The 14,688-nt window shown below is 64.4% G+C and carries 17 protein-coding genes and 1 other RNA gene; 7 read left to right on the top strand and 11 right to left on the bottom strand.

Features of this window, described 5'->3' with window-relative positions:
• The first annotated feature begins 118 nt into the window (after positions 1 to 118).
• Positions 119 to 844, top strand: a complete 726-nt coding sequence (locus tag EGH24_RS00555) for a protein sorting system archaetidylserine synthase (protein ID WP_142978234.1) — start codon at positions 119 to 121, stop codon at positions 842 to 844.
• 6 nt (positions 845 to 850) lie between these two features.
• Here the strand turns inward: EGH24_RS00555 and EGH24_RS00550 are convergent, their stop codons facing one another.
• The 3 genes from EGH24_RS00550 to EGH24_RS00540 all read right to left on the bottom strand — a co-directional run bounded on the left by EGH24_RS00550 (position 851) and on the right by EGH24_RS00540 (position 2,071).
• A complete protein-coding gene (locus EGH24_RS00550; RefSeq protein WP_142978772.1) occupies positions 851 to 1,129 on the bottom strand; it encodes a DUF7111 family protein in 279 nt (92 codons plus the stop codon).
• Positions 1,130 to 1,252: 123 nt separating this feature from the next.
• An RNA gene (gene ffs, locus EGH24_RS00545) (signal recognition particle sRNA) lies at positions 1,253 to 1,565 on the bottom strand.
• 89 nt (positions 1,566 to 1,654) lie between these two features.
• On the bottom strand, positions 1,655 to 2,071 hold the full coding sequence (locus tag EGH24_RS00540; RefSeq protein WP_142978233.1) for a DUF7548 family protein: 417 nt from the start codon (positions 2,069 to 2,071) through the stop codon (positions 1,655 to 1,657).
• An 86-nt stretch (positions 2,072 to 2,157) separates the two neighbouring features.
• On the opposite strand from EGH24_RS00540, the gene EGH24_RS00535 reads away from it, so the two are divergent.
• Complete coding sequence (locus EGH24_RS00535; protein ID WP_142978232.1) at positions 2,158 to 3,312, top strand: thiolase family protein; 1,155 nt, start codon at positions 2,158 to 2,160, stop codon at positions 3,310 to 3,312.
• Positions 3,309 to 3,719: a nucleic acid-binding protein gene (locus EGH24_RS00530; RefSeq protein ID WP_142978231.1), complete on the top strand. Its 411-nt coding sequence runs from the start codon at positions 3,309 to 3,311 to the stop codon at positions 3,717 to 3,719. The genes EGH24_RS00535 and EGH24_RS00530 overlap by 4 nt, the downstream gene beginning before the upstream one ends.
• On the opposite strand, the gene EGH24_RS00525 is transcribed toward EGH24_RS00530, so the two are convergent.
• Positions 3,720 to 4,544: a DUF7547 family protein gene (locus EGH24_RS00525; RefSeq protein ID WP_142978230.1), complete on the bottom strand. Its 825-nt coding sequence runs from the start codon at positions 4,542 to 4,544 to the stop codon at positions 3,720 to 3,722.
• A gap of 83 nt (positions 4,545 to 4,627) precedes the next feature.
• On the opposite strand from EGH24_RS00525, the gene EGH24_RS00520 reads away from it, so the two are divergent.
• Positions 4,628 to 5,161: a DUF5815 family protein gene (locus EGH24_RS00520; protein WP_142978229.1), complete on the top strand. Its 534-nt coding sequence runs from the start codon at positions 4,628 to 4,630 to the stop codon at positions 5,159 to 5,161.
• Positions 5,162 to 5,318: 157 nt separating this feature from the next.
• Complete coding sequence (locus tag EGH24_RS00515; protein ID WP_142978228.1) at positions 5,319 to 5,540, top strand: hypothetical protein; 222 nt, start codon at positions 5,319 to 5,321, stop codon at positions 5,538 to 5,540.
• 1 nt (position 5,541) lies between these two features.
• Here EGH24_RS00515 and EGH24_RS00510 read toward each other — a convergent pair whose 3' ends face one another.
• Positions 5,542 to 5,697 carry a rubrerythrin-like domain-containing protein gene (locus EGH24_RS00510; RefSeq protein ID WP_142978227.1) on the bottom strand — a complete coding sequence of 52 codons (156 nt, stop codon included), beginning with the start codon at positions 5,695 to 5,697 and terminating at the stop codon, positions 5,542 to 5,544.
• Between the two features lie 222 nt (positions 5,698 to 5,919).
• On the opposite strand from EGH24_RS00510, the gene EGH24_RS00505 reads away from it, so the two are divergent.
• Both EGH24_RS00505 and cutA read left to right on the top strand, forming a co-directional pair.
• Positions 5,920 to 6,096 carry a transposase gene (locus EGH24_RS00505; protein ID WP_142978226.1) on the top strand — a complete coding sequence of 59 codons (177 nt, stop codon included), beginning with the start codon at positions 5,920 to 5,922 and terminating at the stop codon, positions 6,094 to 6,096.
• Positions 6,096 to 6,407, top strand: coding sequence for a divalent-cation tolerance protein CutA (cutA, locus tag EGH24_RS00500; protein WP_142978225.1), 312 nt, complete (start codon positions 6,096 to 6,098; stop codon positions 6,405 to 6,407). Before EGH24_RS00505 ends, cutA begins: the two co-directional genes overlap by 1 nt.
• A 25-nt stretch (positions 6,408 to 6,432) precedes the next feature.
• On the opposite strand, the gene EGH24_RS00495 is transcribed toward cutA, so the two are convergent.
• The 6 genes from EGH24_RS00495 to glpK form a co-directional block, all read right to left on the bottom strand.
• A complete protein-coding gene (locus EGH24_RS00495) occupies positions 6,433 to 7,104 on the bottom strand; it encodes a phosphoglycolate phosphatase (RefSeq protein WP_142978224.1) in 672 nt (223 codons plus the stop codon).
• Positions 7,105 to 7,162: 58 nt separating this feature from the next.
• Positions 7,163 to 7,444, bottom strand: coding sequence for an HPr family phosphocarrier protein (locus EGH24_RS00490; RefSeq protein WP_142978223.1), 282 nt, complete (start codon positions 7,442 to 7,444; stop codon positions 7,163 to 7,165).
• 66 nt (positions 7,445 to 7,510) lie between these two features.
• Positions 7,511 to 10,348 (bottom strand): extracellular solute-binding protein, encoded by a 2,838-nt coding sequence (locus EGH24_RS00485; RefSeq protein WP_142978222.1) that lies wholly within the window; start codon positions 10,346 to 10,348, stop codon positions 7,511 to 7,513.
• Positions 10,349 to 10,515: 167 nt separating this feature from the next.
• Positions 10,516 to 11,682, bottom strand: a complete 1,167-nt coding sequence (locus tag EGH24_RS00480) for a Cdc6/Cdc18 family protein (RefSeq protein ID WP_142978221.1) — start codon at positions 11,680 to 11,682, stop codon at positions 10,516 to 10,518.
• Between the two features lie 151 nt (positions 11,683 to 11,833).
• Positions 11,834 to 12,859 (bottom strand): hypothetical protein, encoded by a 1,026-nt coding sequence (locus tag EGH24_RS00475; RefSeq protein ID WP_142978220.1) that lies wholly within the window; start codon positions 12,857 to 12,859, stop codon positions 11,834 to 11,836.
• A gap of 2 nt (positions 12,860 to 12,861) precedes the next feature.
• Positions 12,862 to 14,412 (bottom strand): glycerol kinase GlpK, encoded by a 1,551-nt coding sequence (gene glpK / locus EGH24_RS00470; RefSeq protein ID WP_142978219.1) that lies wholly within the window; start codon positions 14,410 to 14,412, stop codon positions 12,862 to 12,864.
• Between the last annotated feature and the right edge of the window lie 276 nt (positions 14,413 to 14,688).

The following is a 14,688-nucleotide window of genomic DNA, read 5'->3' as shown; positions in this document are numbered from 1 at the left end:
GGCTGGGAGCCATATAGGCCGCGTGGTTCGGGCGGCTGTCGACCCGTTGTCGCGGTGACCGTCGACTGGCGGTCACCGAGATAACAACACATAACCTCCCACTCGCCAACGACGAGATATGCAACTGCGGTTCGTCGGCCGACTCGGGGCAGCCGATGCGGTCACCGTCACCAACGCCGCGCTGGGCTTTCTGGCGACCGCCGCCGCGCTCATCGACGTGACGCTGGCCGCCCGGCTCATCCTCCTCGGCGCGATCACCGACGCCCTCGATGGGATCGTCGCCCGCCGCCGCGGCAGAACGCCCGCCGGCGTCTATCTCGACTCGCTGGCCGACGTGGCCTCCTTCGGTGTTGCCCCCGCTGTCCTCGTCGCCGCGGTCGTCATCGAGATGTTGATGCCGAACGGTGAGCCCGCCGTTATCGCTGTCGCCCTCGCGCTGCCCGCGCTGTTCGTGGCGATGGCCGTCACGCGGCTGGGGATGTACACCGCCTACGACCGCGACAGCGAGGAGACGCAGGGCGTCCAGACGACGTTGGCGGCGACGATCCTCGCGGCGGCCGTGCTGGCTGGCTTTACCGACGTGTGGCAGCTGGTCGGCCTCGTCGGCGTCCTCGCGGTGCTGATGGTCTCGACGTTCACGTATCCGGATCTCCATGCTCAAGACGCGCTGATTATGGGTGTCGTCCAAGCATTGGCAATCGTCGCGCCGGGGTATTACGGCCGCGTGTTCGCCTTCGGGCTGCTGTTTCTCGCCCTCGCGTATCTCGTCTTCGCGCCGCGGTTCTACTGGCGAGATCACCTCGACAGCGACCTGCTGCAGTCGTCGTTCGGCGAGAATGACTAACTCGGGCTACATTCCCATGTCGGCGGCGGCCTCGGGGACTGGGAGCGCGTTGGGATCGACGTCGAGCAGTTCGGCGACGTGATCGAGTGCCATATCGAACCCGTAGTAGCGTTCGAGTTCGTCGCCGTCGGCGGTCCGCCGCACTCGGAGCATGGCGTAGCCCTCGATGTTCTGGGCAACGACCGCCGTTTGTCCCTCGCGGTCGAAAACGAGGCGGCGTTCGCCCGCGGCCTCGCTGTAGGCGGCGTGGATGTCGCCAGCGGTTGCTTCGGTAGTGTCTTCCATTTCTTCACTCGCCGCGTCGTCGCTCATACGTCTCGAAGGAGTTGGTGATAGTCGAACCTGTCGGTAGCGATGGGTGACGCTGTGCGTATGGCTGTCGCTGGCGGGTCGAAAATCGGGTATGAATGACGGACAGGCCGGTTTGCCGACCGTTCCGGACACAGGGATTCTCGGTTGCCTCCTCCACCCCGCGATCCGGCGAGCGACGGGCGTCCGGCGATGGGCTGCTCGCTTCCGCGCCTGACCCACTGTCGCCGACCAACCGGCGTGTGACACCCCTGCGGGTGAGTACACCGGAACCGCTGTCCCCGACGGACGAGGTTTCGACGTTGGCTCCCGAGGCCTGTGACGGTTCGACCGACGCCCCGGCAGTTCGGTCCCCGCTAAAGACTGTCTCACGGGTAAAGAGCAGGGCCTACCTGCCCGACCTAGTCCATTCCGACGTACACCGGACGGCTTTAAGGCCCTTTCGTCTGTCACTCGTCGTCGGCGATCGATGATCAGGCTCTCGTTGCTCTCGCTCGCCGATCAGTTGATCGCAACGGCGGCGTAGCCGCCGGCGACGCCAGCGAGCACGCCGCTAACCGCGAGGCTCGCCCACGGATGGTACTCCAGCCACGAGTACTGGCTGGGGAAGCTGAAAATGATCGTCGACTCCATCGTAATCGCCCACACAACGGTAAGCGCGAAAATCGTCAGCCCGACGGCGAGCATGATCCCCGCGACGAGCGTCGGATCGGCCTGTCCGCGGACGCCGGAGAGGAAGATGACGATTCCCAGCACGGCGAGGAAGAGCGCGCCGGCGACGCCGAGCGGGCCGGCGTTGTAGTACGCGCCGACCAACTCCGGTTGCCCCTCGATGAGCGCGTAGGGGGCTGCCAACAACGCGACGAGGACGAGACAGACGCCGGCACCGAGATGCGGGAGGAGGTAGTCGAGATCCATACCGCCGGTAGGGCTGACGGCGTGTTAAATCGACCGAGATCAGTCAGAATGGAAATCGGTAAAGCGGCCCGCCGAGAGGGTCGGGTATGGACCGCGTTGCGATCATCGGCGCGTCGATGACCCAGTTCGGCCAGCGCGACAGCTGGATCCGTGGCCTGCTCGCGGAGGCCGGCCAAGCCTGCTTGGCTGACGCCGCCATCGACGGCGACGACCTCGATCATCTCTACGTATCGAACATGGCCAGCGGCGAGTTCGAGGGTCAGACGGGGATCGCTAACGCCGTCGCCCACGACCTCGACGCGCTGCCGGCGTACACTGCTCGAATCGACCAGACAAGCTCCTCCGGCGGCGCGGGCGTCTACAGCGCGTGGCAGTCGGTCGCCTCGGGTGCGAGCGACCTCACACTCCTGNTCGGCGGCGAGAAGATGACNCACCGNANNACCGNNGAGGCNACCGACGTNATCGCCTCGCTNACCCACCCCGNCGAGTACAAACACGGCGTNACGCTNCCCTCCTTTGCGGGNCTNACCGCNCGGNNNTACCTGNNNGAGTACGACGCCCCACGCGAAAGTCTCGCCAAGGTCGCGGTCAAGAATCACAAAAACGGCGTCGACAACCCTCACGCCCAGTTCCAGAAGGAAGTCGACCTCGAAACCGTCATGGAGTCCCCGATCGTCGCCGACCCGCTGCGGCTCTATGACTTCTGCCCAATCACGGATGGTTCGGCTGCACTCCTCATGTGTCCTGAATCCGTCGCCAGCGAGTACACCGACGAGTACGCTGTCATCTCCGGGATCGGCGGCGCGACCGACACCCACGTCGTCCACGAACGCGAGGATCCGACGGTGATGAACGGCGTCGTCGACTCCAGTGCGATCGCCTACGAGCAGGCTGGGATCGGCCCCGACGACATCGATGTCGCCGAACTCCACGACATGTTCACCATTCTCGAATTCCTCCAGTCGGAGGGCCTCGGCTTCTTCGAGCAGGGCGAAGGCTGGAAAGCCGTTGAGGACGGCGTCACCGACCGCGATGGCGAGCTCCCGGTCAACACCTCCGGCGGCCTGAAATCGAAGGGCCACCCGCTCGGAGCGAGCGGCGTTGCGCAAGTCTACGAGATCTACCAACAGCTCACCGGCAACGCCGGGCCGCGACAGGTCGACGCTGAGACGGGCCTCGCGTGCAACGTCGGCGGGTTCGGCAACTGTGTCATCACGACGATCATGGAGGCAGGCCAATGAGCGACGGAGAGAACGCAACCGACGATGGCGAGCCCGACGACCAGCCGCCGATGGAGGCCGCCCGCTACCCTGACGGGACGATCCTGTACCCGCCACATCCGCTCGGCCCCGACGGCGCGGAGCCAGTGGGGACAGTCGATCTCAGTGAGTATCACGCGACCGTTGTGACGTGGACCTCCTCGACGGCGACACCGCCGGGCGTCCGCGAACCGAACCACCTCGGGATCGTCGAGTTCGACGTCGATGGTGAAGCGGTGCGTGCGATCGGTCAGCTCACCACCGACGAGGTCGAGATCGGTGATACGGTCGAACCGGTCTATGTTCCGGAACTCCGCGACCCGGACGCTGGCATCCGCGAGGCAGAAAGTCACTCGTGGGACGGCTACCGGTTCCGCCCCGTCGAGTAATCAGTCGTTGTCGCTGTCGGCTGTCTTTTCGTCGTCGCTATCGCTCGCTTCGTCTCTCTCACTCGCGTCGTCGTTATCGTCGCTTTCGTTGCTATCGGCTGTTCCGCTGTCGTCGTCATTGGTCTCGTTGGTCTGCTCGTCGAGTGCTTGCTCCGAGCGGTCGAGCTCGTTTTTGATCGATTCAAGTTCGGCATCGACATCGACCTCGGGATCGGTGTCGCTGTCGTCCTGCTGGCTATCGCTGTTCGTGTCGTCTCCGTCCTCGCCAACATCGATCATCACGCCGCCGCTTGATGCGCCCTCGGCGTTCCGCCGGCTGCCCCGTTCGCGGTCACGCTGGTCGCTGACGGTTCGCTCGGCGTCTCTGAGCCGGCCTTCGATCTCGCCGGTCAGGCTTCGGGCGTCTTCGATCAGGTCGCGGGAGTCGGGGTTCTCCGGCAGGTCGGCCTCGGCGAGTGCGGTCCGGAGTTCGCCCAGTGCGGCAGCGAGCTGCTGGCCGGCCTCGCTGCCGACCTCGTCAAGTCGCCCCCGAGCGGCGGTGCCTTCCTCGCGGGCAGCGCGTGCGGGGTCGGCCAGCCGAAGCGTTCGCTGGAGCAACTCTAAGGATTTAATCGTTGCCTCAAGCGCCGCGATCAGCGTCGGGATGGTGTACTGCTCGGTAAAGCGGAGGAGATCGCCCAACTTCGGCGGCTGTGGCGGTCCGCGACGACCCTCGCCGCGGAGTTCGCTGCGGAGGTCGGTGAGCGTCGACTCCAACTCGTCGAGTTGGGCCGCCAACTCCTCGCGGTCCCGCGGCCGGTCGGGGCTGTCTGCGGGTGGACTCATACCGCCGGCTTGGGCCGCTGCCTGCATAAGACTGTGGCAGCCGACAACACGAGATTTAACCGCTCGACGTGCCAAGCGACGCTATGACCAAACCACGCGTCCCGGGCGGGGGTGGCGACCGCCTCGATCTCCCCTGCGGCGAGTCGGTCGCGGTTACCGATCTCGACCTCGGGATGCGGGAGTTCGACTGCGACTGCGGCGATAGCCACGGCATCGTCATGGATGTCCACCCGCCCGAGCGGTTCCTCCCCGATTTCCTTGTTGAGACGCTGCGGGAGGCCATCGAAACCACCAGCGAGGAGATGCCGGAGTTCGGCACGCCGCACCTGCTTGGCATCGTCCTCGAAGAGTTTCCCGAGCGCGTCGTCTCCCATGACGCCTCCGAGGAGCAGGACGTGGGGTTCGCGCTGCTATGGATCACTGACTTCGATTCCCGGCAACTCCACGAGATCATCGTCGAACTCGTCGTCGAGTTGATGGAACACGCGATCAGTCATGCCGACGACACGAGTGCACTCACCGAATTTGAAGGGAAGATGCACGAGTTCGAGGTCGAGGCCTTCGTCGAGGAGTACCGCGATGAACGCGACCTGAGCGAAGACGACGTTTACGCCTGACTCGGTGGGAGACGCTGGCTGTTCTGTCGACTATGATTGTTTTTCTGACAACAACGGCCGGTAGTAAACACTGAAACGTCTGAAATCGGTCTGTACGACGGTTGTCTGACGGTTGTCTCACATAGGTCTAAACCTGTCGGCGTTGTAAAGAGTGTATATGCATACCACACCGAGCGACTTCGAGCGCTTGCAGGGTGTGCTTTCAGAGGCCGACGAGCCGCTGACGGCTCGTGAGATTCTGGCGGAACTCGAAGCGCGGGGTGACGACACCTTCGAGAACCCACATCAGATAGCCACGGTCCTCGGGCGACGGGCGCGGGAGGGTGAGGTACAGGTGATCTCACAGCAACCCTATCAGTACCGGATCGCCGACGCCTAAGCTACTCTCGCGGGATGGCGATGTTCTTGACCTCGCCGCCGCAGGCCGAACACTCGTGGATTCGTTCTTCGCTTCGAGCGCGCGCGCCGCACTCTAAACACTCGAAACAGGCCTCTTCGGTGGTGTATGGATCGATGCTGGCAGCGTTTTGTGGCATGCGTTCACATAGCCTAGCAAGCACATAAATAGTTTTGGCTTCTGTGTCGTCGCTTCACACAACGCATTCGATTATTTCCGTCGAGGTGTCTATTATCTCTGCTAAAATCAAACAATTGTTTTCCTCAGTTCGAGCTGGACTCCTTGCTGGCGTCGGGTCCTCGCGCTGACGGTCGCCGACGACTGAGACACGTTTAACTTCGTGGACACCCCCGATTGCGGTATGGCAACGACGTTACGTCACCCGACTGACCGCACCTGCGAGCGGTGCGGCCGGGAGGAGCAGTGGGATGCCGACGGCGAGACGTGGTGTGTCGTCGACGACAACGCCGGCAGCATCTACTGCATTCACGAGTGGGATATCAACGGCTCGTTCGTTCCCTTCGAAGAGTATCACTGATGCCGACCGTCTACGTTACTGCACCGTCGGCCGCGGCCGACGACCTCGCGGCCACGCTCGTTGAAGAACGGCTCGCCGCCTGTGTCAACGCCGTCGACTGCCAGTCAACCTACCGCTGGGAGGGCGACGTCGAAACCGACGCCGAGACGATCCTGCTGATCAAGACGACCGACGCGGGCTATGACCGCCTCGAAGCTCGAATCGACGAGATACACCCCTACGACGTGCCCTGTATCGAACGCTTCGACGAAACCGACACCCTCGATCGCTTCGGCGCGTGGCGCGACGACGCTGTCGACGCCAGCGGATAGTATCGCGACGGGGGATACGTAGCTCTCAGTCCGACTGCAGCGCGTCGAGCACCGACAGCGTGCCATCGAAGTACGAGTCCTCAAGCACGGTCGCAGCGGCCGCTTTCGCGCGCTCGTCGGCGTTGGCGACGGCGTAGGAGTCGCCGGCGGTCTCGAACAGCGACACGTCGTTTTCGCTGTCGCCGACGGCAACGAACTCCCCGGGATCGAGTCCGAGGAGGTGGGCGACGGCGGTGAGGCCATCCCCTTTCTCGACGCCCGGCGTTTTCAGGTGATAGGCGTAGCCGGTGTCAACGACTTCGAGGTCGAACTCCGCGGCGACCGCCCGCAGTAACTCCTCGTCGGCATCGACGTTGGCTGCGAGTTCGGTTTCTCGCCAGCGGTTCGTCGTATCCGCGTCATCCCACCCGAGGTCGCCGCCGCGATCACGGAAGCGGCCGATCGCCGCCTCGGCGCGCTCGCGGTCGCCCTGAAACGAGACTTGGCCGTCGGCGCAGACGACGCCGCCGTTCTCCGCGACGACCTGTTCGGGAATCCCGAGGAAGTGACAGAGTGCGACCGGGTACGGAAACGATTTGCCCGTGGCGATGACGATCGGCGCGTCCCACGCGGGCAACCGTTCGAACACGCGGGGATCGATCCGATCGGCGGCGGTCGTCAGCGTCCCGTCGATATCGAGAGCGAGCGGCGGCACCATACCCGGTATCCGTCCGCTGGTGTGAAAACCGTGCCGCCGTCAGCCTATGGTCGCCGTCTCAGGCAGCGTTCGATTGCCCAGCCGGCGTCGAGAGAATATTTTCGAGGGCGTCGAGGGCGGGTTCGGCTTCCGGCCCCTCCGCGCTCAGGATAACCTCGTCGCCGCCGTGGACGCCGAGGCCGGTCACCCCGAGGATGCTGTCGGCGGCGACCGGGGGCCGGGAGCCGTCGACGGCCTCAACCGTGATCTCGGCGTCGAAGTTGCTGGCGGTTTCGACGAACGTCGCGGCCGGTCGTGCGTGTAGTCCGTCCTCCGGGACGACGGGTACCGTTCGCTCCATACGCGAGTCTCGACAGCCGAGGGCTTAGTAATGGGTGATACGCGGCGAAAACAGACGGCAGGCGGGTTACTGGCTCGCGTAGGAGTCGAGCTGCTGTTCGACGCGCGAACTCAGGTTGGCGAGCTCTTCTTCGGTGTCGCCGCTTTTGATGTCCTCGTAGGCCTCGGCGACGAGCGTCCGGACGGTGTCGAAGGGCCCGATCCGCGCGCCGTTGGTCGCGGGCGTGTCGGGGCTGTCGAGAAGCTGCTGGATGGCGACCTCGTGGCCGGGGTTCTCGTTGAACCAGCCCTCACGCTCAAGCTTCTGGATGCCGTCCTGTCGAACCGGCAGGTAGCCGGTCTCCTTGTGCCAGCGGGCCTGTTGTTCCGGCGCGGTCATCCACGCGAGGAACTCGCCGGCGGCCTCCTGCTGGTCGCGGCTGGCGTCTTCGGAGACCCACAGCGACGCGCCGCCGACGATCAGGCCGACGCGCTCGCCCGCCGCGGGCATCCCGCTGATCGACGTCCCGAACTCCGCGCCCTCGATGATCGAGCCACACGAGGAGGACGAACCGATCAGCATGCCGGCTTTGCCCTCGTGGAAGGCCTCTTTGGCCTTCCCGCGGGCTTCGATCCCGGGGTTGTGGTAGAGGCCGCGGTCGTCGAGACCGGTCCACCAGTCGTAGAGTTCGACGCCCGCGTCGCTGTCGTAGAGAGCCTCGTCGGGCGTCCCGGCGCGGCCGTTCCGCTTGTTGACGAGTTCCTGACCGGCGGTGGCGAACCACTGCTCGACGAACCACGAGTAGTTGGCGAAGGTGATCCCGGTCTCACAGACACCGGCATCGACCAGCTTCTCGGCGGCGCGTTCGACTTCCTTGAACGTCTGCGGCGGGTTGCTTGGATCGAGGCCGGCCGCTGAGAACGCCTCCTCGTTGATCGCCAGCACTGGGACCGAGGAGTTGAACGGCATCGAGTACAGCGTCCCGTCGGTCTGGTAGTAGCTCAACACCGCGCTGAGGTAGCTGTTGATGTCGGTATCCGACGGCAGGATGTGCTCGACGGGCTGGAACGCGCCGCTGTCGACGGCTTTCGCTGTCCCGATCTCGTAGATCTGTGACAGCGTCGGCGGGTCGCCCCGCTCAGCGGCGTTGAGCGTCGATTCGAGGTTGCCGCGGTAGCTGCCTTTCGAGGTCGCATCGATCCGGATGCCGTCGGCCTGCTCCTCGAACTCTCGGATGAGGTCCTCAAGGAGCAGTCCCTTGTCGCCACCCATCGCGTGCCAGAACTCGAAGGTGGTCACGTTGTCGTCGGCTGCGACCGCGCCGCGGCCGCCGCCGATCTCGAAGGATGCAGTGAGGTCGTTCAGCGCGGAACTGCGTTCGTCGAGCGTCGTCGATGCCGTCGAGACTTCGGCCAACGCCGTCGTCTGCTGTTGGGCTGCCGACGCTGCCGTGTCGGTGCGGTCGGCCGTTTCGTCGGCGATAGCGCTCACGTCGTCGACCATCGCCGCGGCCTCCTGCAGGGAGTTGGCCTGCTCGTCGGTCGCGTCGCTGATCTCCTGGACGCCGACGTTGGTCTCCTCGACGTCGTCGGCGATCTTGTGGAAGGTTTCGACCGCACCCTCAATTGTTTCGACGCCGGAGTCGATCCGGTCGCGCGTCTGGTGCATCTCCTCGACAGTGGTATCCGCTTGCTCGCGGATCGTGTTCACCGACTCCTCGATGTCGCCGGCGGCTTCCTCGGCGTCCTCCGCGAGGCTCTTGACCTCGTCGGCGACGACGGCGAACCCTTCGCCGGCTTCGCCCGCGCGGGCGGCCTCGATCGAAGCGTTCAGCGCGAGGATGTTGGTCTGGCTGGCGACGCTGCCGATGAACTCCGCGATCTCCTCGATCTCATCGATCCGGCTGTCGAGTTCCTCGGTGGCCTCCAGCATCCGGTTGGTGCGGGTGTCGATGTCGTCGAGCTCCGCGAGGGCATCGGTCGCCAGATCCCGACCTTTCTCGCCCCGTTCGGCGGCCTGCTCGGAGGCTTCCGCGACCTCGTTGGCCGAGGAAGCGACCTCCTGCGTCGCTGCTGACAGCGAGCGGATCTCGTCGGAGAGCTCTTCGAGTTGGGCGTTCTGCTCTTGGGCGTCCTCCGCGATGGCGTTGACCTCGGTGCTCATCTCCTTGCTCGCGGATTTGACTTCGTCGACCCGGCTCGTCACGCGGTCGGTCGCGCCCGTCACCTGATCGTTGAAGTCGTCGACCGTCTGGACCGTCTCGCTGAAGGAGGCGATCATCTCGTTGAAGTCCTCGACCATCCCGCGGGCCTGCTGTGGGGCCTCGTTGGGGTCGATCCGGATCGTCAGATCGCCGTCGGCACACTGCTGCATCGCATCGCCCATCTCCCGGCAGAAGCGGTCCCAGTCCTCGCCGTCCCCTGGCGGCTGGGAGCCGTCGGTGGAGTCCTCCGCCGTGATCCCGCCGTCGGAGGCGACGCCCGCCGCGTCGTCAGTCGCCTCGACGGTCGGTGTGATCGAATCCGTCGGTTCAGGGGTTGCTGTCGATGTTTCCGCCGTGGGTTCGTCGGCAACCGTCTCCTCGGTGGCTTCCGTTTCGGTGTCGGCTGTCGCCTCCGTATCGCCTGCCGCACCGGTCGTTGGCTCGGCGTCGGCCGACTCGCTTGCCGTTTCGTTCTCGGCAGTCGGGTCAGGATCGACCCGGGCCTGTCCCTCGTCCTCGTCGCTCGCGTTGTCAGTGTCGTTGCCCCAGAACCGGGAGAACAGGCCGAACAGGACGGCTGTCTCGCCGACAGCGGGGTCGGATACGATCCACCCGACACAGAGACACGCCCCGAGCACGCCGAGCAGGAGTCGGGTGCGACGCGTGACGCTGACGGGCTGGCTACCACCACCACGATTCGGAACACTCCACCGTAAGGTCATATTTATAGACTCTATCTCATCGGATAAATAAATGTGTGTATCTAATTATTGTGTGTGAAACTCTTCTCCCGGATACATCCGCTAAGGCGGCCGTTTCTGTTGGCTCGGTATGACTTCTGACTGCTGGATGGGCCGCGCTGTGAGTTGCGGCGAGAAGGGTAGTATGGTCAGCTTTCGGCCTGCAGCTGCTCGAAGACGAGCGTCGGGAATCGCGGTTCGAGCCGTGAGGGCGGCCGGCCGGTCGCCGGCGTCTCCCCGGCTTTGAGCCGGCGGATGATCCCCGACTCGGCGAGTTCGTAGAGAACCCGCTCGATCGTCGCCCGCGAGAGATCGATCCCCTCGCTGATCTTCTCGGCCGCCGTACTGACGGAACTCCGGTTGGCCTCCGAGAGCCCGACCAGTCGACGGACGATCCGTTTCCGGTTCGTCGGCAACGCGATCACCCGGCCGAGGGCGACGCTGGGCTGTGGGACGGCCTCCATTCCGGTAGCGAGTTCGGCCGGTCCGATCCGCTCGACGCCACGCGTTTCGGCGGTCACACCAGCCCCGAACAGCGCGGCCAAGGCGTCGTGGGCGTCGCCCTCGGCCCACCGGGCGAGTGCCGTGAGCTGTTCGTCAGTCGTCGCGGTCCGCAGCCGGCCGTCGGCGACGCGGTTGGTCAGGACTTCAGCCAGCGCGTGTTGGGTGTAGGCGTCGACGTGAACCGTCTCCGTGCTGGGTCGGTTGCTGACGACGGTTTCCGTCGGGTTCGCTCGCCCGATCGCCACGCAGCCGACCGCTTCGCCGAAATCATCAAACTGCTCGAAGACGCCGTCGACGCCGATCGTCTCTGGTTCGCCGACGTGGTCGACGGCGACCAACAGGTGGCGGTTCGTCCCCGCGACGTGATCCTGCAGTCGCTTGACCATCGCCCCACGGCCGACGCCCTGTCTCGGGACCGGTTCCGAGCTAACGGTATCGGCAACTGTATGCAACAGCGCGAACGCCGAGTTGGCACGGCGCGCGTCGACGTAGACGAAGTTCACGTCCGGCGCGGGGGCCGCCCGCGTTGTCGTGTACAGTCGGCTTTCGCTCCGGCCGACCTGCCGGCTCAGTCCCTCGAACAGCGGCCGGATGATGGCGGATTTGCCCGTTCCTTTCGGCCCCCACACGTAGCCGTCGCTCGGCGGGTGGCCATCGAACACCGGCGACACCACATCGAGCAGTTGCTCGATAACCGCGCCGCGACCGACCGGTTCGCTGAGGTGGACGACCGGGCTGATGGCATCGTAGTCGGGGATGACACCCTCCTCGTCGGCGTGCTGTCGTCGGGCGATCCGCTCATCGATTTTCATATGTGCTCCCTCAGAGAGTCGTGGTCAGTGTTCGTCGGTACGTGAAAAAACGGAAACCGCATCACCGAACAACCGTCACCGCACGACGGGTGTTAACTCCGGCCCACCAACGGGGTGAGCAAGGAGTGGTTGGCGAGTGAGTTCGGCCGGCTTAGAGGCCGATGCCGCCGAGGCCGCCCCAGAAGGTCGCTCCCAGGACGCCCGCAGCGGTCAGGACTGCCGACAGCAGACCGGAGGCGGCGATTGCGCCTGCCGGCGGGTCGACGTGGGTCCCGCCGTGCATGTAGAACACACGTTCGAGGACCTCACCCATGAGCGCACCGAAGATGCCGAAGAGGGCACCCCAGATGATCACGAGCGTCGGACTGTAACCGGCTGCGACCGCACCCCACGCGCCGACCGAACCGGGCAGCGTGATGTGGTGGGTGACCGGGATGTTGTCGACACCGCACTGCAGGAACACGAGGCTGGCCGCGCTGATACCGAAGCCGAGCAGCGCGCTACCGGTGGCGTAGTAGAGTGCACCGCCGAAGATACCGCCGATGAGGCCGATCATGGCGACACCGCTCCACTTGTACTGCCACGGCAGCCAGATGCCGGGTGCTTCGTCCTCGTCTCGCTCCCACGGACCGACGTCGAAGAGACCGTCGCCGGTCACTTCGCCGATCACGCTGTAGCCGAAGGCCACGCGGTGGATGAGCGCGGAGAGGAAGACCATCGTCGCAATGTTGTCAGTTGGGAAGCCGACCGTTCGACCGAGGCCGGTACCGACCATCCCGAGGATACCGAAGATCCCACCGACGAGCAGTACGTCGATGTGGTTCGTCCCGGCAGCCCAGAGGATGTTCTTCCCGTCGTCGATGTAGCCTTTCTTCGCCGCGTATGCGGCTGCCGCAGCACCAGCCGCGAAGCTGATGTGCGGACCGAAGATCGGACCGAAGCCGACGTAGCCGGTGAACGTTCCTGCGTTCACTGCCACACCGGCGGTGGACTGTCCGTAGTCACTAATCGGACCGTAGCCGCCTTGGTGGCCACCGGAGACGGCGAGTGCCTCGCCGGCGATGACCATGAAGCCGGTGAAGATGAAAGCTGGTAGCGCGCCGATAGCCGCACCGAAGGCACCGCCCGCGAAGGCCGTGATGTACCACGTCGGGTCAAGCAGCGTCGGGTTGACCATCGTTAGTCACCTCCCTCGTCTTGGGCCCAGCCTTCGGAACGCTCGACAGCGTCCTTCCAGCGGTCGTAGTTGACTTCGATGTCGGCGTCTTCGTCGACCGGGAACTTCCGGTCGACCTGCCAGTTGTTACGGAGTTCGTCGAGGGTGTCCCAGTAGCCGACGGCGAGGCCGGCCGCGTAGGCACTCCCCAGCGCGGTCGTCTCGTCGACGACCGGGCGGACGATCTCCGTGCCGATGATGTTCGACTGGAGCTGACAGAGGAAGTTGTTCTTGACTGCACCACCGTCGACGCGGAGGCTCGAAAGGTCGATGTCTGCGTCTTCGACCATTGCCTCGGCGACGTCTTTGGTCTGGTAGGCGATGGATTCGAGCGTGGCGCGAACGATGTGTTCGCGTCGCGTGCCACGCGTCATGCCGACGATCGTCCCGCGTGCGCGCTGGTCCCAGTGGGGTGCACCGAGGCCAGTGAAGGCGGGCACGACGTAGACGCCGTCAGTCGAGTCGATGCTGCGGGCGAGTTCTTCGGACTCGGCAGCATCCTCGATGAGCGTCATGTCTTCGAGCCACTCGATTGCTGCGCCAGTGATGAAGATGGCACCTTCGAGGGCGTACTGGACGTCGCCGCCCGTACGCTGGAAGCCGATCGTCGTGAGCAGGCCGTGCTCGGACGGAACGGCTTCGTTACCGGTGTTCATGAGCATGAACGAACCGGTCCCGTAGGTGTTCTTGGCGTCACCTGCGTCGAAGCAAGTCTGGCCGAACAGGGCTGCCTGCTGGTCACCGAGCGCGCCCGCGACAGGCACTTCGGCGCCGAGGAAGCCGTCCGGATCCGTGCTACCGTAGGTGTCGTCGTCCGAGGACGGACGAACCTCAGGCAGCATGGACTCGGGCACGCGGAACTCCTCGAGGAGTTCGTCGTCCCATTCGAGGTCCTCGATGTTGTAGAGCATCGTTCGGGATGCGTTGGACACGTCGGTGATGTGGTTACCGGTGAGGTTGTAGATGACCCACGTGTCGATGGTACCCATTAGGAGCTCGCCTTCTTCAGCGCGGTCCCGGACGTCCTGCGGTCGGGATCGCTGAAGTTTGATCGGATCCGCGTTGTCGAGGATCCACTCAGTTTTCGTCGCGGAGAAGTAGGCGTCACATTCGAGACCCGTTTTCTCGCGGATCGTCTCGACGGTGAGCGTGTCGGTGCTCTCGTCCTGAATTTCTTCGACGCGGTCCGTCGTCCGACGGTCCTGCCAGACGAGGGCGTTGTGTACTGGTTTGCCGGTTTCTTTGTCCCACACGATGGTGGTTTCGCGCTGGTTGGTAACACCGAGCGCTTCGAGCTGTTCTGGGTCAATACCCTCTTTGTCGAGGGCCTCGTTGATGACGAGTTTCGTGTTTTCCCAGATTTCCATGGGGTCGTGCTCGACCCAACCCGGCTCCGGATAGATCTGTTCGTGCTTCTCGTAGGCCTGCGACACGACACCGCCGTCGTGATCGAAGACCATGAAGCGCGTTCCTGTCGTCCCTTGGTCGATTGAACCAACGTATGTTTCTGACATTGTGTAATCACCACACTCCTTGTGGGGGTCGTTCCCCCGCTGGCGGCGAACCGTTCTTTACGACCGGTTCCACCACCACGGGTAAACACTATAGAAGAACGTGATAAATGTTACTCCTATCCCCAAACTTCTCCGTGTTCTGTATGGTACCATTCCCCGTGCTTTTCGGCAATTTTCGACGATCCTGTGTGCTGTTCACATACACCATTCCGGGGGTTAGTCCGGGGGTTTCAAACCAGCCGCAAGAATCGACCGCCGACACCTGCGTGGTAAGGG

Origin of the sequence: Halonotius terrestris, assembly GCF_006861665.1 — an archaeon.
GTDB lineage: Archaea > Halobacteriota > Halobacteria > Halobacteriales > Haloferacaceae > Halonotius > Halonotius terrestris.
The sequence above is the reverse complement of the archived record's forward strand: the minus strand, read 5'-3'. Positions and strand labels throughout refer to the sequence as shown.